Here is a 20,484-nt window from a genome sequence, read left to right as displayed (position 1 = left end):
AAGTTTTGCAAAAAGCTGAGGCCAGCCATTCTCGAACAATCAAAACGATACGCCTCAGAGCAGCACCACGTCGTATTGTTCCTGGGAATACATGGTTTCGACCTGAAAGCGGATGGTGCGCCCGATAAACCCCTCCAGCTCAGCGACGTTGCCCGACTCTTCGTCGAGCAAGCGGTCCACCACTTTCTGGTTTGCCAATACACGATAGCCTTCGGCCTGATAGGCGCGTGCTTCACGCAGGATTTCGCGGAAGATTTCGTAGCAAACGGTTTCCGGGGTCTTGAGCTTGCCGCGCCCCTGACAGGCGTTGCACGGCTCGCACAACACTTGTTCAAGGCTTTCGCGGGTACGCTTGCGGGTCATCTGCACCAGGCCCAGTTCGGTGATACCGATGATGTTGGTCTTGGCGTGATCGCGCTCCAGTTGCTTCTCGAGCGTGCGCAACACCTGGCGCTGGTGTTCTTCATCTTCCATGTCGATGAAGTCGATAATGATGATTCCGCCGAGGTTGCGCAGGCGCAATTGACGGGCGATGGCTGTCGCGGCTTCGAGGTTGGTCTTGAAGATGGTTTCTTCGAGGTTGCGATGGCCGACGAACGCCCCGGTGTTGACGTCGATGGTGCTCATGGCTTCAGCCGGGTCGACCACCAGGTAACCGCCTGACTTGAGCGGGACCTTGCGCTCGAGAGCCTTCTGGATTTCGTCTTCGACGCCATACAGGTCAAAAATCGGCCGCTCGCCCGGGTAATGCTCCAGACGGTCGGCAATCTCAGGCATCAATTCGGCGACGAATTGCGTGGTTTTCTGGAAGGTTTCCCGGGAATCGATACGAATTTTCTCGATTTTCGGGCTCACCAGATCACGCAGGGTGCGCAGCGCCAGACCGAGGTCTTCGTAGATCACGCTCGGCGCGCTGATGGTTTTGATCTGGGCACTGATCTGATCCCAGAGCCTTCGCAGGTAGCGGATGTCCATGAGGATTTCATCCGCGCCGGCGCCTTCGGCTGCGGTGCGCAGAATGAAACCGCCGGCTTCCTTGATCCCTTCCTTGGCCACGCAATCAGTGACTACTTGCTTGAGTCGCTCGCGCTCGGCCTCGTCTTCGATCTTCAGGGAAATGCCGACATGGGCCGTGCGTGGCATGTACACCAGGTAACGCGAAGGGATCGACAGCTGAGTGGTCAGGCGTGCGCCCTTGGAACCGATCGGGTCCTTGGTCACTTGCACCACCAGGCTCTGACCTTCATGCACCAGTGCGCTGATGCTCTCGACCGCCGGGCCTTCGCGCAGGGAAATTTCCGACGCATGAATGAATGCGGCACGATCCAGGCCGATATCGACGAATGCCGCCTGCATCCCCGGCAATACCCGTACCACTTTACCTTTATAGATGTTGCCGACGATCCCGCGTTTTTGCGTACGCTCGACGTGAACCTCTTGCAGGACACCGTTTTCGACCACCGCCACGCGCGATTCCATCGGCGTGATGTTGATCAGGATCTCTTCACTCATGGCAGGGTCTCGTTCAGGCATGTTCACGATAATGGCCGCATCTGTTCAGGACGACGCTTGAAGCGCGTTCCGGGGTTGCCAACAGGGTATGCCGAAATGGCCGAGCAGTTCCGCGGTTTCGCAAAGCGGCAGTCCGACTACCGCTGAATAACTTCCATTGAGCCCGGCGACAAACACCGCACCCAGTCCTTGAATGCCATAACCGCCCGCCTTGTCCCGTGGTTCGCCGCTGGCCCAGTAGGCCGCGGCTTCATCGCGACTGATAGCACGAAATCGCACCCGACTGGTGACAACCCGGGACTCGCAACGTTCGCCATCGAGCACGGCAATCGCGGTCAGGACCTCATGCTCACACCCTGACAACATCATCAGCATGGCGCACCCATCCGCTTGATCAACCGGTTTGCCGAGAATTTTTCCGCCCTGCACCACGGCGGTATCGGCACCGAGCACGCAGAACGGAGCATCGGACACGACAACGCCGCGCCCGGCCTCGGCCTTGTCGCGCGCCAGGCGCTCGACATAGGCCGATGGGGATTCTTGAGGTAAAGGGGTTTCATCGATGTCCGCGCTGACGGTGCGGAACGGAACGCCGATCTGCGTGAGCAATTCACGCCGACGCGGCGAGCCAGAGGCGAGGTACAACCGTTTCATCAAGACCTCTCCCTGTCTAATGCCTGAGCGAATCAATTGATTTTGTAGCGTCGACGCAATCCGCGCAAACCGAAACTGATCCAGGGCCAGAGCAACGCGCTGACCAGTGCCGGCAGTACCAGCGCCAGCGTCGGCTGACGATTGCCGGTCAAGGCACTGAGCCAAAGTTGTACAAGCTGGGCAAGGCCGAAGATCACCAGGATCACCAGGCTTTGCTGCCACATCGGGAACATCCGCAGACGTTGCTGCAGCGCCAGTACCAGGTAGGTGATGAGCGTCAGGATCAAGGCATTCTGACCCAGCAAGGTACCGTAGAGCACGTCTTCAGCCAGCCCCAGGCAAAACGCCGTCACCATCCCGACGGTCTGCGGCAGGTTCAACGCCCAGAATGCCAGCAACAAGGCCAGCCACAGCGGGCGCAGGATTTCCATGAATTGCGGCAGGGGTGAAACGCTCAGCAGCAGACCGACGGCGAACGTCAGCCAGACGATCCAGCCGTTTCGGGATGCTTTTACACCGCCCATTATTCTCTCCCCACTGGAGTGGCCGGCGCGGAGACTGGCGGTTTGGCGGCAGGCTTCGCGGCAGCGGGTTGCGCCGCTGGCGGTTTAGCCGCTGCGGGATGTGTGGCCGCGGGCTTGGCTGGTGTGGTGGCTGGCTTGGCAGGCTTGGCTGGCGCAGTGACCGCGGGCGCCACCGTGGCAGGAGCTGCCGGTGCGACAGCCGGTGCAGCGGGGGCTACCGGGTTGACCAGTTTCGGAACCGTCGCCGGAATGATCGGGCCACCGCCCTGTGCATCCAGGCGTTCCTGAGCCTGGGCGGCATCGTTGGCGCGCTCTTCGGCCGTACGGTTGTCGCTGAACACCAGCAGCAGGTAACGGCTGCGGTTCAAGGCAGCGGTCGGAATGGCGCGGACAATGGCAAACGGCTGGCCGGAGTCGTGAATGACTTCCTTGACCGTCGCCACCGGATAACCCGCCGGGAAACGCTGACCGAGGCCGGAACTGACCAGCAAATCGCCTTCCTTGATGTCGGCCGTATCGGCCACATGACGCAACTCGAGACGCTCCGGGTTACCGGTGCCGCTGGCAATCGCCCGCAACCCGTTGCGGTTCACCTGCACCGGGATGCTATGGGTGGTATCGGTCAGCAGCAAGACGCGGGAGGTGTAGGGCATCAACTCGACCACCTGGCCCATCAGGCCACGGGCGTCGAGTACCGGCTGACCAAGGACCACACCGTCGCGTTCACCTTTATTGATGATGATGCGATGGGTGAAAGGGTTGGGGTCCATGCCGATCAACTCGGCCACTTCGACCTTCTCGTTGACCAGGGCCGAGGAGTTGAGCAGCTCGCGCAGTCGAACGTTCTGCTCGGTCAGGGCGGCAAGCTTCTGCATGCGCCCCTGCAACAGCAGGTTCTCGGTCTTGAGTTTTTCGTTTTCGGCGACGAGCTCGGTCCGGCTGCCAAACTGACTGGCAATACCTTCCCACAGTCGTCCAGGCAAGTCAGTGATCCAGTAGGCGTCCATCAGCACCAGCGACATCTGGCTGCGTGCAGGCTTGAGCAGACTGAAACGGGCATCGACCACCATCAGCGCGACCGATAGCACGACCAGCACCAACAGGCGCACGCCCAGTGAAGGGCCCTTGGTGAAAAGCGGTTTAATAAGCCGCTCCTCCCAGGCAAATGTTCTGTTTATTCATACGGCAGCAATCCGGCCAGGATGCAGACTGACAGAAGATAAACGCGAACAGGCAGCACTGCAAAGTGCCGCCTGCGCGCTCAACAGCATAGAGGCGATCCGGCGACTTATTCGCTGGAAAGCAGATCCATGGTGTGTTTATCCATCATTTCCAATGCACGGCCACCGCCGCGAGCAACGCAGGTCAGCGGGTCTTCGGCAACGATCACCGGCAAACCGGTTTCCTGGGCCAGCAACTTGTCCAGGTCACGCAGCAAGGCGCCACCACCGGTCAGTACCAGGCCACGCTCGGCGATGTCGGAAGCCAGTTCCGGCGGCGATTGCTCCAGGGCGCTTTTCACGGCCTGAACGATGGTTGCCAGGGACTCTTGCAAAGCTTCCAGCACTTCGTTGGAGTTCAGGGTGAATGCGCGTGGAACGCCTTCGGCCAGGTTACGGCCACGAACGTCGACTTCGCGAACTTCGCCGCCCGGGTAGGCCGTACCGATTTCCTGCTTGATGCGCTCGGCGGTGGATTCACCGATCAGGCTGCCGTAGTTGCGACGCACGTAGGTGATGATCGCTTCGTCGAAACGGTCGCCGCCCACACGTACGGATTCGGCGTAAACCACACCGTTCAGGGAGATCAGCGCGATTTCGGTGGTACCGCCACCGATATCCACGACCATCGAACCGCGAGCTTCTTCTACCGGCAGGCCGGCACCGATCGCTGCGGCCATCGGCTCTTCGATCAGGAACACTTCACGGGCACCGGCGCCAAGGGCCGATTCACGAATGGCACGACGCTCAACCTGGGTGGATTTGCATGGAACGCAGATCAACACGCGTGGGCTAGGCTGCAGGAAGCTGTTTTCGTGAACCTTGTTGATGAAGTACTGCAGCATTTTTTCGCACACGCTGAAGTCAGCGATCACGCCGTCCTTCATCGGACGAATGGCAGCAATGTTGCCCGGTGTACGGCCGAGCATGCGCTTGGCTTCGGTGCCGACAGCAACGACACTTTTCTGGTTACCGTGTGTCCGAATGGCCACAACGGAGGGCTCATTCAGGACGATACCGCGCTCGCGCACGTAAATAAGGGTGTTGGCAGTGCCCAGGTCAATGGAAAGATCGCTGGAAAACATGCCACGCAGTTTCTTGAACATGGGGAAAGGACCCTAGGCAACGCGTGGGTAAAAAAGTGCGGCAAACTCTAACAACGACAGGGATTTTGGGCAAGGCGCCAATATGTTAAATTGGCTGCTTTTCTGTGCACCAAGCCCCACAATCGCGGCCTTATGACCGTAGAAGTGCGGTAGTGTTCCGACAATCTAACACACGGACGCGGTCCGTTTTGTTTTCCACTGGAGAATCCCAATGGCGCTTGAACGCTCCGACGTGGAAAAAATCGCTCATCTGGCCTGCCTTGGCCTCAATGATGCCGATCTTCCACACATCACTTCGGCCCTCAACAGCATTCTCGGGCTGGTCGACGAAATGCAGGCGGTCAATACCGACGGCATCGAACCGCTGGCCCACCCACTGGAAGCCAGCCAGCGCCTGCGTGCAGACGTCGTGACCGAGACCAATCACCGCGAGGCCTACCAGTCCATCGCACCAGCGGTCGAAAACGGCCTGTACCTGGTTCCGAAAGTCATCGACTAAAGGGAAAGAGCCTGCAATGCATCAATTGACTCTGGCCGAGATCGCCCGCGGACTCGCCGATAAAAAGTTTTCCTCCGAAGAGCTGACCAAAGTCCTGCTGGCGCGCATCGCCCAGCTCGATCCACAGCTCAACAGTTTCATCAGCCTCACCGAGGACCTGGCGCTCACGCAGGCGAAAGCCGCTGACGCCCGCCGGGCCAATGGTGAGAGCGGCGCCCTGCTCGGCGCGCCGATCGCCCACAAGGACCTGTTCTGCACCCAGGGCATCCGCACCAGCTGCGGCTCGAAGATGCTCGACAACTTCAAGGCACCGTACGACGCCACGGTGGTCGCCAAACTGGCCGCCGCCGGCGCCGTGACCCTGGGCAAGACCAACATGGACGAATTCGCCATGGGGTCGGCCAACGAGTCGAGCTACTACGGCGCGGTGAAAAACCCGTGGAACCTGGAATACGTTCCGGGCGGCTCCTCCGGCGGTTCGGCTGCCGCGGTAGCCGCTCGTCTGTTGCCGGCGGCGACTGGCACCGACACTGGCGGCTCGATTCGCCAGCCTGCGGCGCTGACCAACCTCACCGGCCTGAAACCGACCTACGGTCGCGTTTCGCGCTGGGGCATGATCGCTTACGCCTCCAGCCTCGATCAGGGCGGTCCATTGGCGCGCACTGCCGAAGACTGCGCGATTTTGTTGCAAGGTATGGCGGGCTTCGATCCGAACGACTCCACCAGCATCGACGAACCCGTGCCTGATTACAGCGCCGGCCTCAACGGTTCGCTGCAAGGCCTGCGCATCGGCGTGCCGAAGGAATACTTCAGCGCCGGTCTCGACCCACGCATCGCCGATCTGGTCATGACCAGCGTTGAAGAATTGAAAAAGCTCGGCGCGGTGGTCAAGGAAATCAGCCTGCCAAACATGCAGCACGCAATCCCTGCGTACTACGTGATCGCTCCGGCGGAAGCATCCTCCAACCTGTCGCGTTTCGACGGCGTGCGTTTCGGCTATCGCTGCGAAGACCCGAAAAACCTGGAAGACCTGTACAAGCGTTCCCGTGGCGAAGGTTTCGGCCCGGAAGTGCAGCGCCGGATCATGGTCGGTGCCTATGCGCTGTCCGCCGGTTACTACGACGCCTATTACCTGAAGGCGCAGAAGATCCGTCGCCTGATCAAGAACGACTTCATGGCGGCCTTCAATGAGGTCGACATCATCCTCGGCCCAACCACGCCGAACCCGGCCTGGAAGCTCGGCGCCAAGAACAGCGACCCGGTCGCTGCGTACCTGGAAGACGTCTACACCATCACCGCCAACCTCGCGGGTCTGCCGGGCTTGTCCATGCCGGCCGGTTTCGTCGACGGTCTGCCGGTCGGCGTGCAACTGCTCGCCCCGTATTTCCAGGAAGGCCGCTTGCTCAACGTTGCGCACCAGTATCAGCTACACACTGACTGGCACACCCGCACCCCAACCGGCTTCTGAGGAGAAACACATGCAATGGGAAGTCGTGATCGGGCTGGAGATTCACACCCAGCTCACCACCCGGTCGAAAATCTTTTCCGGTAGTTCCACCACCTTCGGTTCCGAGCCGAACACCCAGGCCAGCCTGATCGATCTGGGCATGCCTGGCGTATTGCCGGTGCTGAACCAGGAAGCGGTGCGCATGGCAGTGATGTTCGGTCTGGCGATTGACGCCGAGATCGGCCAGCACAACGTGTTCGCCCGTAAAAACTATTTCTACCCGGATCTGCCCAAGGGCTATCAGATCAGCCAGATGGAATTGCCGATCGTCGGCAAGGGCCACCTGGACATCGCCCTCGAAGACGGCACGGTCAAACGTGTCGGCATCACCCGCGCGCATCTGGAAGAAGACGCCGGCAAGAGCCTGCACGAAGAGTTCAACGGCGCCACCGGCATCGATCTGAACCGTGCCGGCACGCCGCTGCTGGAAATCGTCTCCGAGCCGGACATGCGCAGCGCCAAGGAAGCCGTGGCCTACGTCAAGGCGATCCATGCGCTGGTGCGCTACCTGGGCATCTGCGACGGCAACATGGCCGAAGGCTCGCTGCGTTGCGACTGCAACGTGTCGATCCGTCCCAAAGGCCAGGTCGAATTCGGCACCCGCTGCGAGATCAAGAACGTCAACTCGTTCCGTTTCATCGAGAAGGCGATCAACTCCGAGATCCAGCGTCAGATCGAGCTGATCGAAGACGGCGGCAAGGTGATCCAGCAGACCCGCCTGTACGATCCGAACAAGGACGAGACCCGTCCGATGCGCAGCAAAGAGGAAGCCAACGACTACCGTTACTTCCCCGATCCGGACCTGCTGCCGGTAGTCATCGAGAACTCGTTCCTCGACGAGGTACGCGCCACCCTGCCGGAATTGCCACCGCAGAAACGCGAGCGCTTCCAGGAGCAATTCGGTCTGTCGGTCTACGACGCCAGTGTGCTGGCCACCAGCCGTGAGCAGGCCGACTACTTCGAAAAAGTCGCGAGCATCGGCGGCGACGCCAAACTGGCGGCCAACTGGGTCATGGTTGAACTGGGCAGCCTGTTGAACAAGCAAGGCCTGGACATCGACCAGTCGCCGGTGTCGGCCGAGCAACTGGGCGGCATGCTGCTGCGCATCAAGGACAACACCATCTCCGGCAAGATCGCCAAGGTGGTGTTCGAAGCGATGGCCAACGGCGAAGGCAGCGCGGACGAGATCATCGACAAGCGCGGCCTCAAGCAAGTGACCGACACCGGCGCGATCTCGGCGGTACTGGACGAGATGCTCGCGGCCAACGCCGAGCAGGTCGAGCAATACCGTGCGGCAGACGAAGCCAAGCGCGGCAAGATGTTCGGCTTCTTCGTCGGCCAGGCCATGAAAGCCTCCAAAGGCAAGGCCAACCCGCAACAAGTGAACGAATTGCTGAAAAGCAAGCTCGAAGGCTGATCAGGATGGAGCCAGCAATTTTTACTGGCTCCGCGTCCTGTGGCGAGGGAGCTTGCTCCCGCTGGTCTGCGAAGCAGACCCAAATCGGTAACCGCATTTTTTCTACAAGAATGCATTGGCTGATTTTGCGACCGCTTCGCGGCCGAGCGGGACGGGCGGCGATCCGACAAGCTCCCTCGCCACAACTATTTTGGGAGCCTTTGAAATGAAACGTCTGTTCAGCGCCTGCGCCCTCCTCTCGCTCCTGGCCGGTTGCGCCAGCACTGACACCGTCGATCCACACGGCTACGACAAAACCGGCGTGGCTTCGTATTACGGCGCCAAACACCAAGGCAAACGCACCGCCAACGGCGAGCGTTTCGACAAGAATTCCATGACCGCCGCTCATCCCCGGCTACCCTTCGGCACACGGGTGAAGGTGACCAATCTGAATAACGACAAATCCTGCGTGGTGCGCATCAATGATCGCGGACCGCACACCCGTGGTCGCCTGATCGACCTGTCCCACGAAGCCGCCGCGCGCCTGGGCATGCTCAAAAGCGGCACCGCACGGGTTCGCGTCCAGGCCCTCGACGACTGACCGATGGAGCCCCGACCATTTTCGGATTAGCCGATTTACCCCTGATCAGCTTGATCGAATTGCTCAGCGGATTACTCCTGCTGATTGTCGGCGCCGAATTGATGGTACGCGCCGCCGTACGCATTGCCGCACGGTTGCACATACGCCCGCTGATCATCGGCCTGACCATCGTCGCCCTCGGCAGCAGCGCCCCGCAGATGGCGGTCAGCCTGCAAGCGACCCTGGCGCACAACGCCGACATCGCGGTCGGCAGCGTGATCGGCAGCAGCATTTTCAACATCCTGGTCACCCTCGGGTTGTCCGCGCTGATCATTCCGTTGCGGGTTTCCCGGCAACTGGTGCGTCTGGATATTCCGTTGATGATCGGCGCCAGCCTGTTGGTGTTCGTACTCGCCTGGAATGAAGAACTGACCCGGGCCGACGGCATGATGTTGCTTGCGGCTCTGGCAATTTACCTGGGCTTGTTGCTGCGCCAGTCGCGACACTCGGCACGACCGGTATCAAGCCATGACCACCACCCGCAAGCGCCATGGCTGAGCAGCCTGCTGATGATCGCCGCCGGACTGGCGATGCTGGTGTACGCCGGACACTTGTTGCTGGGAGCAGCGGTTGCGGTCGCCACCGATTTGGGGCTGTCGGAGCGGATCATCGGCCTGACCATCGTCGCTGTCAGCACGTCACTGCCTGAGCTCGCCACTTCGTTGATCGCCGCAATGCGCGGCGAGCGCGAGATTGCCGTGGGCAACGTGATCGGCAGCAACCTGTTCAACCTCTTGGGCGTGCTCGGCTTTACCGCACTGGTCGCGCCCTCGCCACTGTCGGTGTCGCCCAACGCCCTGGATTTCGACCTGCCGGTGATGCTCGGCGTCGCGGCGCTGTGCCTGCCGGTGTTTTACTCCGGCTATCGGGTGACCCGCGCCGAAGGCCTGCTGTTTCTGGGGTTGTACCTGGCCTATGGACTGCACGTGGTGTCGTTCACCACCGGCATGCCACTGGCCGGCAAGCTGGAACACTTGATGCTGTTTTTCGTCCTGCCGGCGTTGGTGGCGTTTTTGCTGTTCACGTCGCTACGCGCATGGCGTCGCCAACACCATAAAAGGGAAGTCCCATGACCGAGAATAAAAAAACCGGCGTTGAAGTCCGCCGCCAAGTGATGGGCGACGCCTTCGTCGACCGCGCACTGGGCAACGCCACCGAGTTCACCCAACCGCTGCAGGATTTCGTCAATGAACACGCCTGGGGCGGTGTGTGGAATCGCGAAGGTCTGCCGCTGAAAACCCGCAGCCTGATCACTCTTGCCGCCCTGACCGCACTCAAATGCCCGCAGGAGTTGAAAGGTCACGTGCGCGGTGCGCTGAACAACGGCTGCACCGTGGAAGAAATTCGCGAGGCGCTGCTGCATTGCGCGGTGTATGCCGGTGTGCCGGCGGCGATCGATGCGTTTCGGGCAGCGCAGGAAGTGATCGACAGCTATCAGAAGCCAGAGTGATTACCCGAACGTTGTGGTGACAGCACTACCGCCATCGCGAGCAAGCTCGCTCCCACAGGGGGCTTCGGTGTGGACAGAATTTGATTAACAACAAAGAAACTTGTGGGAGCGAGCTTGCTCGCGATGAGGCCCTCAGGAACATCGCAACCCCATAGGTCAGATCCAGCCACCCCACTGTAAGAAGAAGATCCCGATGTTGGTGGTGACAGCCGCCATCAACGTAGTGATCACGATAATCGCCGCCGCCAACTCGTGATTGCCGTCCGCCGCCCGGGCCATGACGAAACTGGCAGCGGCGGTCGGGCTGCCGAAGTACAGGAACAGAATCCCCAGTTCCGCCCCGCGAAAGCCCCACAGCCATGCCCCCAGCGTCGCCAGCACCGGCAGGCCGATCATCTTCAACAGGCTTGAACTCAGCGCCATGTGGCCACTTTTGCGCAGTGCCGCCAAGGACAGCGTGCCGCCAATGCAGATCAGCGCCAGCGGCAGCGTGGTTTGCGCCAGGTACTGGCCGGAGGTCTCCAGCCAGCCGGGCAAGCCGATCTTGAACCAGGCGAAGGGTGCAGCCGCGATCACGCTGATGATCAGCGGATTGCTGAACACGCTTTTGCAGATACTCCACGGGTCGGACTTGATCACCGGGCTGTAGACCGCCAGCACAATGGTCGAGAGCGTGTTGTAAAACAGGATCACCAGCGCCGCGAGAATCGCCCCGAGGGAAATCCCGTAGTCGCCGTACATGCTGGCCGCCAGCGCCAGGCCGATGACCCCGTTGTTACCGCGAAAGGCGCCCTGGGTGTAGATCCCGCGATCTTCCCGCGGACACTTCCAGATCGCCCAGCCCCAGGCAATGGCAAAACACACCAGCGTCGCCACGCTGAAATAGATCAGCAGCGCCGGCTGCAACGCCGCGTGCAGGTCGGCATGCAGGATGCCCAGAAACAGCAGCGCCGGCATGGTGACGTTGAACACCAGTGCCGACGCGGTGTGAATGAAGTTGTCGTTGATCCAGTCGATGCGTTTGAGCAGCACCCCCAAAAACAGCATGGCAAACACCGGCGCGGTGATATTCAGGGTTTCGAGGAAAATTGCCAGCATGCCGAGAAGACCTTGGGGTGGGCGTCGTTAGGGGGCTAATGATAAGCCACCGACGACGTTGGCGTCTGGTCGATCGCCTTCGCTGGCAAGCGATGAATAACCTGTGGCGAGGGAGCTTGCTCCCGCTGGGTCGCGAAGCGGCCCCAAAAGATGGGACTGCTACGCAGTCCAGCGGGAGCAAGCTCCCTCGCCACAGTCTCAAGTGATCGGTGCCGGGTTGAACAGGGTGATGTCGTTATGCAGCTTGTGCTGCTCGGCCCAGGTCTGTTTCTTGCCGCTGGCCACATCCAGGTAGTAATGGAACAGCTCCCAGCCCAGTTCCTCGATCGAGGCGCGGCCGGTGGCAATACGCCCGGCGTCGATGTCGATCAGGTCCGGCCAGCGTTGCGCCAGTTCGGTCCGGGTCGAGACCTTGACGACCGGGACCATGGCCAACCCGTAAGGCGTACCACGACCGGTGGTGAATACATGCAGGTTCATCCCCGCCGCCAGCTGCAAGGTCCCGCAGACAAAGTCGCTGGCCGGGGTCGCGCAGAAGATCAGGCCTTTGCGTTTGAAACGCTCGCCAGGGCCGAGCACGCCATTGATCGCGCTGCTGCCGGACTTGACGATCGATCCCAGGGACTTCTCGACAATGTTCGACAACCCACCCTTCTTGTTGCCCGGCGTGGTGTTGGCGCTACGATCCGCTTCACCCTTGGCCAGGTAGCGGTCGTACCAGTCCATTTCCCGCACCAGTTCCTGAGCGACGTCCTGGTTTTCCGCGCGGGAGGTCAGCAGATAAATGGCATCGCGCACTTCGGTGACTTCGGAAAACATCACCGTCGCACCGGCCCGCAGCAGCAGGTCCGAGGCATAACCGAGTGCCGGGTTGGCGGTGATACCGGAGAATGCATCACTGCCGCCGCACTGCATGCCAAGGATCAGCTCGGACGCTGGCACGGTTTCCCGGCGACGCTGATCGAGCTTCTTCAGGCGCGTCTCGGCCAGCTCCATGATCTGCTCGATCATCTCGGTGAAGCCGTGGCTGGAGTCCTGCAAGCGGTACAACCAAGGCTCGCTCAAATCCACCGAGCTGTCGTTGTCGTGCATCACCTGCCCGGCCTGCAATTTCTCGCAGCCCAGGCTGATCACCAGCGCTTCGCCCCCCAGGTTCGGGTTGCGCGCCAGATTGCGCACGGTGCGGATCGGGATGTAAGCGTCGGTGGCGGTGATGGCCACGCCACAGCCGTAGCTGTGGGTCAGCGCCACCACGTCATCGACGTGCGGGTACTTGGGCAGCAACTCGTCCTTGATGCGCTTGACCGCATGATCGAGCACGCCGGTCACGCATTGCACGGTGGTGGTGATGCCGAGAATATTGCGCGTGCCGACGGTGCCGTCGGCATTGCGATAACCCTCGAAGGTGAACCCCTCCAGCGGAGCTTGCGCGGCCGGCACATCGGTGGACAGCGGCAGGCTGTCCAGCGGTGGCGCGGTCGGCATGCGCAGTTGATCTTCCTTGACCCAACTGCCGCGGGGGATCGGCTGCAAGGCATAGCCAATGACCTGGCCGTAACGAATCACCTGGCCACCTTCGGGAATGTCCTCCAGGGTGACCTTGTGGCTCTGCGGTACGAAGTCCAGGGTGACCAGGCCGTCCGCAAATTCGGTACCGGCCGGTACGCCCTGATCGTTGACCACAATCACTACGTTATCCCGCTCGTGCAGGCGGATGTAGCGCGGCGAGTCGGAATGTTCAATCAACTGCATGACGCCGCTCCTCAGGAATGCGCTTGAGACAATTTGCCAGGGGCTTCAGTACCGTTCGCTGGTGGCTCTTTGAGCACCACACGCTTGATCGGGCCCACGATGACCAGATAGCTGAACACCGCGACCAGTGCGTTGCAACCGACGAACACCAGTGCCCATTTGAACGAACCGGTGGAGCTGATGATGTAGCCGATGACGATCGGGGTGGTGATGGAAGCGAGGTTACCGAAGGTATTGAACAGGCCACCGCTCAGACCGGCGATCTGCTTCGGCGAGGTATCGGACACCACCGCCCAGCCCAGCGCGCCCACGCCTTTGCCGAAGAATGCCAGGGCCATGAAACCGACCACCATCCATTCAACATCCACGTAGTTGCAGGCCACGATGCTGCTGGAAACCAGCAGGCCGGCAATGATCGGCGCCTTACGGGCGAAGGTCAGGGAATGGCCTTTGCGCAGCAGGTAATCGGAAATCACCCCGCCCAGTACACCACCGATGAAGCCGCAGATCGCCGGCAAGGACGCAATGAAACCGGCCTTGAGAATGGTCATGCCGCGTTCCTGCACCAGGTACACCGGGAACCAGGTCAGGAAGAAGTAAGTGATGCCGTTGATGCAGTATTGGCCAAGATACACGCCGAGCATCATGCGGTTAGTCAGCAGTTGGCGGATGTAGTCCCACTTCGGACCATCGGTCTTCTTGCCTTTGCCCTTGTCCTGATCCATGTCGACCATGCCGCCGTTGTCGGCGATGTGCTTGAACTCGGCATCGTTGATCATCGGGTGTTGGCGCGGGCTGTGGATAACCTTCAGCCAGATCCCGGAGAAGATGATGCCGATCACGCCCATGACGATGAACACGTGCTGCCAGCCGAAGCTGTAGACGATCCAGCCCATCAGCGGTGCGAACAGCACAGTGGCGAAGTATTGCGCCGAGTTGAAGATCGCCGAGGCAGTGCCGCGCTCAGCGGTCGGGAACCAGGCGGCCACGATACGTGCGTTGCCGGGGAAGGATGGCGCTTCAGCCAGGCCCACCAGGAAGCGCAGCATGAACAGCGCAACCACGGCCGTGGACATGCCGAACTCGCCGACATACCCCTGCAGCACGGTGAACAGTGACCAGGTAAAGATGCTCAGTGCGTAGATTTTTTTCGAACCGAAACGGTCCAGCAGCCAGCCACCGGGAATTTGCCCGGCCACGTAGGCCCAACCGAATGCGGAGAAGATGTAGCCGAGGGTAACGGCGTCAATGCCCAGGTCTTTCTGCAGGCTGGAGCCGGCGATGGCGATGGTAGCGCGGTCGGCGTAGTTGATCGTGGTCACCAGAAACAGCATGAGCAGGATCAGATAGCGGACGTGAGTCGGCTTGGTCGATTGCATGTAGATGTACTCCCACAAATTATTTTTATGCGCGGGTGAATCTTTGTTTCCTCTGTAGGAGCGAGCTTGCTCGCGATGGTGGTCAACGATGACGCGGGGGCATCAGGTTTACCGCCGCGACCTCACCACCATCGCGAGCAAGCTCGCTCCTACAACAGGGATGTTGCGTTACGATCCGATGTAGGCAGTCTTCACAACGGTGTAAAACTCTTGCGCATAGCGGCCTTGCTCACGTGATCCATAGGATGAACCTTTACGCCCGCCGAACGGAACGTGGTAATCCACACCGGCGGTCGGCAGGTTGACCATCACCATCCCGGCCTGGGAGTGGCGTTTGAAGTGGTTGGCGTATTTCAGCGAAGTGGTGGCAATGCCCGCCGACAGCCCGAACTCGGTGTCGTTGGCCATGGCCAGGGCTGCTTCGTAATCGGCGACACGGACGATATTGGCCACCGGGCCGAAGATCTCCTCCTGGCTGATGCGCATCGAGGCTTCGCTGTCGGCAAACAGGGTTGGCGCGAGGAAGTAGCCCTCGGTGTCGCAGGTCACCAGACCACCGCCGCTGACCAGTCGCGCACCTTCGGACTGGCCGATATCGATGTACTTCATGTCCTGCTCAAGTTGCGCTTGCGAGACCACCGGACCGATATCGGTACCGGCTTTCAGGGCGTGACCGACCTTGATCGACTTCATGCGCTCGGCCATGGCTTCGACGAACCGGTCGTGGATGCCAGCGGTGACGATAAAGCGGCTGGAAGCGGTGCAACGCTGGCCGGTGGAGTAGAACGCGCTCTGTACCGACAGTTCGACCGCTTGCTTGAGGTCGGCGTCGTCGAGAATGATCTGCGGGTTCTTGCCACCCATTTCCAGCTGAACCTTGGCCTGGCGCGACACGCAGTTGACGGCGATCTGACGACCCACGCCCACGGAACCGGTGAAGCTGATGCCATCGACTTTCGGGCTGTTGACCAGTGCATCACCCACCACGCGACCGCTGCCCATCACCAGGTTGAACACACCGGCCGGGAAGCCGGCGCGGGAGATGATTTCGGCCAGAGCCCAGGCGCAACCCGGCACCAGGTCCGCCGGCTTGAGCACGACGCAGTTGCCGTAGGCCAGGGCCGGAGCGATTTTCCATGCCGGGATGGCAATCGGGAAGTTCCACGGAGTGATCAGACCGACCACGCCCAAGGCTTCGCGAGTGACTTCAACGTTGACGCCCGGACGCACTGACGGCAGATAGTCGCCAGACAGGCGCAGGCATTCACCGGCGAAGAACTTGAAGATATTACCGGCGCGGGTCACTTCGCCGATGGCTTCGGGCAGGGTCTTGCCCTCTTCCCGGGCCAGCAGGGTGCCGAGCTCTTCGCGACGGGCGAGGATTTCAGTACCGACTTTATCCAGGGAATCGTGACGAGCCTGAATGCCCGACACCGACCACGCCGGGAACGCGGCACGGGCAGCGTCGATGGCGGCGTGGACCTGAGCCAGATCAGCCTTGGCGTAGTCGCCGATGGCGTCGGTCAGTTCGGACGGGTTGATGTTGGTCGAATAGTCGCCACCGGCAACCCATTCGCCGTTGATGTAGTTATCGAAACGCTTTGAATCAGTCACTGGACTGCCCCTTGATAAAAAGACCTCAGGCAAAAAGCCGCCGATTGCTCAGCGGCCCTGGTTTTATCGGTTGTTACTGGGCGCCCTGCTTGTCGATCAGCGCGGCGAGCATTTCGTACTCTTCACCGGTCAGATCGGTCAGCGGTGCGCGCACAGGACCTGCGTCGTAGCCGGCAATTTTTGCCCCGGCCTTGACGATGCTCACGGCATAACCGGCCTTGCGGTTACGGATGTCCAGGTACGGCAGGAAGAAGTCGTCGATGATCTTGCCGACGGTGACGTGATCTTCACGAGCGATCGCATGGTAGAAGTCCATCGCGGTTTTCGGGATGAAGTTGAACACCGCCGAGGAGTAAACCGGTACACCCAGGGCCTTGTAGGCGGCAGCGTAGACTTCGGCGGTCGGCAAGCCACCCAGGTAGCTGAAGCGATCACCGAGGCGGCGACGGATCGACACCATCAACTCGATATCACCCAGGCCATCCTTGTAGCCGATCAGGTTCGGGCAGCGCTCGGCCAGACGCTCCAGCAGCGGCGCGGTCAGGCGGCAGACGTTACGGTTGTAGACCACCACGCCGATGTTGACCGATTTACACACGGCTTCAACGTGGGCGGCAACGCCGTCCTGGCTGGCTTCGGTCAGGTAGTGCGGCAGCAGCAACAGACCTTTGGCGCCCAGACGCTCGGCTTCCTGAGCGTATTCGATGGCCTGGCGGGTCGAACCGCCCACGCCAGCCAGAATCGGCACGCTGGTGGCGCAGGTGTCGACGGCAGTCTTGATGATTTCCGAATATTCGCTGGCCGCCAGAGAGAAGAACTCACCGGTGCCGCCCGCGGCGAACAGCGCCGAGGCGCCGTATGGGGCCAGCCATTCGAGACGCTTGATGTAACCCGCGCGATTGAAGTCGCCCTGAGCATTGAAATCGGTGACCGGGAAAGACAGCAGACCGGCAGAGAGGATGGACTTCAGTTCTTGTGGATTCATTATTCGAACACCCTGGATAGCGACGTTGTGTGAGAAAACCGTTCAGCCTGCGCTGAAGTTGTAGGTCATCGTACAACTTAAAATACAACCGTCAACTGCATTTCATCGCCGCGGGGGAAAATTGTTCGACAAGAAAGATCGCGGGCTCGCATTTTAGAGGCTTTCAGAGCGGGCACGCAGAATGGAAACGCCTGGATACACCACGGTGCTTCAGAGATACGTTGTCGGAAGATCAGGGGTAATTACAGGTTTGGGTTTATGGCTTATAGCCCTATCGCGGGCAAGCTCGCACGCAGGGTTCGGGTGTTGATCCCGATTTTGGGACCGACACATGACACCGTGGGAGCGAGCTTGCTCCGGGCGGCGTTCCGACGATGACGGCTTATCAGGCGATGAATCGCGTGAAGCAGAAAGCTTATCCGCGCTGCGCCTCAGCTTCTTCATGGGCATGACGCAACCGCTCGCGGCTATTGGTCAGGTGCAGACGCATCGCCGCACGGGCCGCATCGGAATCCTGACGGGCAATGGCGTCGTAGATTTCCTCGTGCTCACGGCTCAGGCGACTCATGTAGTGCTGCTGGTCGTCATGGGCCAGGCGCGCGGAATTCAGCCGTGTGCGCGGAATGATGCTGGTGCCCAGGTGGGTCATGATGTCGGTGAAGTAGCGGTTGCCGGTGGACAACGCGATTTCGAGGTGGAAGGCGAAATCCGACGCCACGGCATCACTGGCGTGAGCGGCGCTTTCGTTCAACGCATCGAGGGCGGCGCGCATGTTGGCCAGTTGTTCCGGAGTGCGACGTTGCGCCGCCAGCCCGGCGGACTCCACTTCCAGGCTGATGCGCAGTTCCAGGATCGCCAGCACATCGCGCAAGGTCACCACGGTCGCCGGGTCGATACGGAAACCGCTCGGGCTCGGCGTGTCGAGCACGAAGGTGCCGATACCGTGGCGGGTTTCCACCTGCCCTGCCGCCTGCAAACGGGAAATCGCTTCGCGCACCACGGTGCGGCTGACGCCATGGGCATCCATGATGGCCGACTCGGTAGGCAACTTGTCGCCACGCTTGAGATGACCGTCGCGGATCTGCTCGGACAGCACCGTCACCAGTTCCTGAGCGAGGCTGCGGCGCTTGCGTGGGAGGCGTGGTGCGTCGTTCAGGTTTTCCATGGTGAACATCTGTCTCGAAAAGTTCGGCTGCTGAAAGCACATCATAGCGCAACGCGGTTGTACGATCACCTTGCCCTTGCAGGAGCGAGCTTGCTCCGGGCGGCGATCCGACGATGGACTTGAACGCACCGCGTTTATTCAGAATGCACGCGTTATCGTTAGCCTCCATCGCGAGCAAGCTCGCTCCTACAAGGGATTGTGGTGTTTATGCCGTCACGGTCTGGTCCACCAGATGGCCATTCTCGATACGGATGTGCCGCGGGTGGAAGCGCTTCAGGCTACTGCGATGGCCGACGCTGACAATGCTCAACCCCGGCAATTCGTCGATCAGCGCCTGATACAGCGTGGCCTCATCTTCTTCGTCCATCGCCGAGGTCGCTTCGTCCATGTACAGCCATTGCGGCGCATAAAGCAGTGCACGGGCAAAGGCCACGCGCTGCTGCTCACCCGGCGACAACATGCGCTGCCAGTGGTTGGCTTCGTCGAGACGGGCAATAAGGTGCGGCAAGCGACAGGTCTCCAGGACCTGCACGTAGCGTTCGTTCGGATAGATATCGCCAGCCTGTGGATAACTGAGAACATCACGCAAGGTGCCAATCGGCAAATACGGTTTTTGCGGCAGGAACAGGTAACGCGCCGCCGGCAGGCGAATACTGCCGTGGCCGGCCGGCCACAGATGGCCCATCGCCCGCAGCAGGGTCGACTTGCCGCTGCCGGAACGACCGCTGAGCATCACACGGTCGCCCTCCTCCACGGTCATCTCGGCGTTGGCCAGCAGGTGACGGCCTTCAGCCAGGTCGAGGCCGAGGTTGTGCACCTTCAGCACCGAGCCCGAATTCTGTACGTCGATGGCTGGCGCGCGCTCTTCGTTGTCAGTCATGGCCTGGTGGAAGCTCAGCAGACGATCACAGGTGGCGCGCCAGGCAGCGAGATTCTGGTACGCACTGATGAACCAGCTGAAACTCTCCTGCACATTGCCGAACGCCGAGCTGATTTGCATCAGCTCGCCCAGTTCGATCTTTCCGGAGAGGTAACGTGGCGCGGCAACCATGAAAGGGAAAATGATGGCGGCCTGACTGTAACCGGCGGTGAAGAACGTCAGGCGCTTGGACACTTTCATGATGTCCCAGAAATTATGCCAGACCATCCCGAAGCGGCCGCTCAATCGACGATTTTCGTTCGGTTCGCCGTTGTACAACGCGATGCTTTCGGCATTCTCGCGAATCCGCACCATGGAGAAACGCAGGTCGGCTTCGAAGCGTTGTTGTTGGTTGTTCAGGCCGATCAGGCGACGACCGATCAAATGTGTCAGCCAACTGCCCACCACGGCGTAAACCAGGACGCACCAGAACATGTAGCCGGGAATGGTGATGCCGAATACTTCAATGCTGCCCGACACGCCCCACAGAATGATCGAGAACGACACCAGGCTGACGATATTGCGCAGCAACCCGATCCCCAACTCAAGGGTGTTGGAGGTGAAGTTGTTGAGGTCTTCGGAAATCCGCTGGTCCGGGTTATCGGTGTAACCGCCCTGCTCGAGCTGGTAGTAGTTTTTATCGGCCAACCAGCGGGCGAAATGCTTTTCGGTGAGCCATGCCCGCCAGCGGATCGTCAGCATCTGCGTCAGGTAGAGCCGATACACCGCACCGACGATGGCCACTGCCGCAATCGCGCAGAAGTACAGGATCAGCTGCCAGAACGCCGCCTCGTCCTTCTTTTGCAGGGCGTTGTAGAAGTCCTTGTACCAGGTGTTGAACCATACCGAGATCCCCACGCTGATCAGCGACAACGCAATCACCGCGATCAGCAGTGTCCAGGCCTTGACCTTCTCTTCACTGCGCCAGTAAGGCGTGATCATCGCCCACACTTTGCGAAAAAACTGCCCGCGCACGGCGTCGTTGACCGCGGAGTACTCAGCGTTCTGATTCATGGATAAGGCTCGATAGAGAAAAGAACACAAACGAACCGATCATAGATGAT

Annotated in this window: 18 protein-coding genes; 6 read left to right on the top strand and 12 right to left on the bottom strand. The window is 60.5% G+C overall.

Annotated elements, in window-relative coordinates; genetic code table 11:
• Window positions 1-54 precede the first annotated feature (54 nt).
• From rng to mreB, 5 genes are all read right to left on the bottom strand, one after another.
• On the bottom strand, window positions 55-1,512 hold the full coding sequence (gene rng / locus KGA81_RS13030) for a ribonuclease G (protein ID WP_007970246.1): 1,458 nt from the start codon (window positions 1,510-1,512) through the stop codon (window positions 55-57).
• Between the two features lie 45 nt (window positions 1,513-1,557).
• Window positions 1,558-2,166: a Maf family protein gene (locus KGA81_RS13025; protein WP_223546344.1), complete on the bottom strand. Its 609-nt coding sequence runs from the start codon at window positions 2,164-2,166 to the stop codon at window positions 1,558-1,560.
• A 32-nt stretch (window positions 2,167-2,198) separates the two neighbouring features.
• Window positions 2,199-2,690 carry a rod shape-determining protein MreD gene (gene mreD / locus KGA81_RS13020; protein WP_007970244.1) on the bottom strand — a complete coding sequence of 164 codons (492 nt, stop codon included), beginning with the start codon at window positions 2,688-2,690 and terminating at the stop codon, window positions 2,199-2,201.
• On the bottom strand, window positions 2,690-3,835 hold the full coding sequence (mreC, locus tag KGA81_RS13015) for a rod shape-determining protein MreC (protein ID WP_223546489.1): 1,146 nt from the start codon (window positions 3,833-3,835) through the stop codon (window positions 2,690-2,692). Before mreC ends, mreD begins: the two co-directional genes overlap by 1 nt.
• Before the next feature lie 143 nt (window positions 3,836-3,978).
• Complete coding sequence (gene mreB / locus KGA81_RS13010) at window positions 3,979-5,016, bottom strand: rod shape-determining protein MreB (protein WP_002555108.1); 1,038 nt, start codon at window positions 5,014-5,016, stop codon at window positions 3,979-3,981.
• Between the two features lie 211 nt (window positions 5,017-5,227).
• Between mreB and gatC the strand changes: the two genes are divergently transcribed.
• From gatC to KGA81_RS12980, 6 genes are all read left to right on the top strand, one after another.
• Window positions 5,228-5,515: an Asp-tRNA(Asn)/Glu-tRNA(Gln) amidotransferase subunit GatC gene (gatC, locus tag KGA81_RS13005; RefSeq protein ID WP_007901429.1), complete on the top strand. Its 288-nt coding sequence runs from the start codon at window positions 5,228-5,230 to the stop codon at window positions 5,513-5,515.
• Window positions 5,516-5,531: 16 nt separating this feature from the next.
• On the top strand, window positions 5,532-6,983 hold the full coding sequence (gatA, locus tag KGA81_RS13000) for an Asp-tRNA(Asn)/Glu-tRNA(Gln) amidotransferase subunit GatA (protein ID WP_223546342.1): 1,452 nt from the start codon (window positions 5,532-5,534) through the stop codon (window positions 6,981-6,983).
• A gap of 10 nt (window positions 6,984-6,993) precedes the next feature.
• Window positions 6,994-8,439 (top strand): Asp-tRNA(Asn)/Glu-tRNA(Gln) amidotransferase subunit GatB, encoded by a 1,446-nt coding sequence (gatB, locus tag KGA81_RS12995; protein WP_223546340.1) that lies wholly within the window; start codon window positions 6,994-6,996, stop codon window positions 8,437-8,439.
• A 205-nt stretch (window positions 8,440-8,644) separates the two neighbouring features.
• Window positions 8,645-9,019 (top strand): septal ring lytic transglycosylase RlpA family protein, encoded by a 375-nt coding sequence (locus KGA81_RS12990; protein WP_223546338.1) that lies wholly within the window; start codon window positions 8,645-8,647, stop codon window positions 9,017-9,019.
• Window positions 9,020-9,069: 50 nt separating this feature from the next.
• On the top strand, window positions 9,070-10,131 hold the full coding sequence (locus KGA81_RS12985; protein WP_223546336.1) for a calcium/sodium antiporter: 1,062 nt from the start codon (window positions 9,070-9,072) through the stop codon (window positions 10,129-10,131).
• On the top strand, window positions 10,128-10,508 hold the full coding sequence (locus KGA81_RS12980; protein ID WP_007976475.1) for a carboxymuconolactone decarboxylase family protein: 381 nt from the start codon (window positions 10,128-10,130) through the stop codon (window positions 10,506-10,508). Before KGA81_RS12985 ends, KGA81_RS12980 begins: the two co-directional genes overlap by 4 nt.
• A gap of 156 nt (window positions 10,509-10,664) precedes the next feature.
• Here KGA81_RS12980 and KGA81_RS12975 read toward each other — a convergent pair whose 3' ends face one another.
• From KGA81_RS12975 to KGA81_RS12945, 7 genes are all read right to left on the bottom strand, one after another.
• The gene (locus KGA81_RS12975) at window positions 10,665-11,606 is read right to left on the bottom strand and encodes an AEC family transporter (RefSeq protein ID WP_223546334.1); all 942 of its coding nucleotides are present in this window, start codon (window positions 11,604-11,606) and stop codon (window positions 10,665-10,667) included.
• Between the two features lie 198 nt (window positions 11,607-11,804).
• Complete coding sequence (gene garD / locus KGA81_RS12970) at window positions 11,805-13,358, bottom strand: galactarate dehydratase (RefSeq protein ID WP_223546331.1); 1,554 nt, start codon at window positions 13,356-13,358, stop codon at window positions 11,805-11,807.
• Between the two features lie 11 nt (window positions 13,359-13,369).
• Window positions 13,370-14,737: an MFS transporter gene (locus KGA81_RS12965; RefSeq protein WP_223546322.1), complete on the bottom strand. Its 1,368-nt coding sequence runs from the start codon at window positions 14,735-14,737 to the stop codon at window positions 13,370-13,372.
• Window positions 14,738-14,905: 168 nt separating this feature from the next.
• Window positions 14,906-16,351, bottom strand: a complete 1,446-nt coding sequence (locus KGA81_RS12960) for an aldehyde dehydrogenase family protein (RefSeq protein ID WP_223546320.1) — start codon at window positions 16,349-16,351, stop codon at window positions 14,906-14,908.
• A 73-nt stretch (window positions 16,352-16,424) separates the two neighbouring features.
• Window positions 16,425-17,336 carry a 5-dehydro-4-deoxyglucarate dehydratase gene (gene kdgD, locus KGA81_RS12955; protein ID WP_223546318.1) on the bottom strand — a complete coding sequence of 304 codons (912 nt, stop codon included), beginning with the start codon at window positions 17,334-17,336 and terminating at the stop codon, window positions 16,425-16,427.
• A gap of 415 nt (window positions 17,337-17,751) precedes the next feature.
• Entirely contained in the window at window positions 17,752-18,501 is a 750-nt protein-coding gene (locus KGA81_RS12950) for a FadR/GntR family transcriptional regulator (protein ID WP_223531384.1), read from the bottom strand.
• Between the two features lie 205 nt (window positions 18,502-18,706).
• Complete coding sequence (locus KGA81_RS12945; protein WP_223546316.1) at window positions 18,707-20,434, bottom strand: ABC transporter ATP-binding protein/permease; 1,728 nt, start codon at window positions 20,432-20,434, stop codon at window positions 18,707-18,709.
• Between the last annotated feature and the right edge of the window lie 50 nt (window positions 20,435-20,484).

The organism is Pseudomonas sp. A-B-19 (assembly GCF_019947515.1).
GTDB lineage: Bacteria > Pseudomonadota > Gammaproteobacteria > Pseudomonadales > Pseudomonadaceae > Aquipseudomonas.
Note: the sequence above shows the minus strand (reverse complement) of the source record. Positions and strands in the feature narration are given on the sequence as shown.

Coding starts and splice junctions, on each gene's coding strand:
- rng (WP_007970246.1), bottom strand. CDS start 1,512: ATGAGTGAAGAGATCCTGATCAACATCACGCCGATGGAATCGCGCGTG.
- KGA81_RS13025 (WP_223546344.1), bottom strand. CDS start 2,166: ATGAAACGGTTGTACCTCGCCTCTGGCTCGCCGCGTCGGCGTGAATTG.
- mreD (WP_007970244.1), bottom strand. CDS start 2,690: ATGGGCGGTGTAAAAGCATCCCGAAACGGCTGGATCGTCTGGCTGACG.
- mreB (WP_002555108.1), bottom strand. CDS start 5,016: ATGTTCAAGAAACTGCGTGGCATGTTTTCCAGCGATCTTTCCATTGAC.
- gatC (WP_007901429.1), top strand. CDS start 5,228: ATGGCGCTTGAACGCTCCGACGTGGAAAAAATCGCTCATCTGGCCTGC.
- gatA (WP_223546342.1), top strand. CDS start 5,532: ATGCATCAATTGACTCTGGCCGAGATCGCCCGCGGACTCGCCGATAAA.
- gatB (WP_223546340.1), top strand. CDS start 6,994: ATGCAATGGGAAGTCGTGATCGGGCTGGAGATTCACACCCAGCTCACC.
- KGA81_RS12990 (WP_223546338.1), top strand. CDS start 8,645: ATGAAACGTCTGTTCAGCGCCTGCGCCCTCCTCTCGCTCCTGGCCGGT.
- KGA81_RS12980 (WP_007976475.1), top strand. CDS start 10,128: ATGACCGAGAATAAAAAAACCGGCGTTGAAGTCCGCCGCCAAGTGATG.
- KGA81_RS12975 (WP_223546334.1), bottom strand. CDS start 11,606: ATGCTGGCAATTTTCCTCGAAACCCTGAATATCACCGCGCCGGTGTTT.
- garD (WP_223546331.1), bottom strand. CDS start 13,358: ATGCAGTTGATTGAACATTCCGACTCGCCGCGCTACATCCGCCTGCAC.
- KGA81_RS12965 (WP_223546322.1), bottom strand. CDS start 14,737: ATGCAATCGACCAAGCCGACTCACGTCCGCTATCTGATCCTGCTCATG.
- kdgD (WP_223546318.1), bottom strand. CDS start 17,336: ATGAATCCACAAGAACTGAAGTCCATCCTCTCTGCCGGTCTGCTGTCT.
- KGA81_RS12950 (WP_223531384.1), bottom strand. CDS start 18,501: ATGGAAAACCTGAACGACGCACCACGCCTCCCACGCAAGCGCCGCAGC.
- KGA81_RS12945 (WP_223546316.1), bottom strand. CDS start 20,434: ATGAATCAGAACGCTGAGTACTCCGCGGTCAACGACGCCGTGCGCGGG.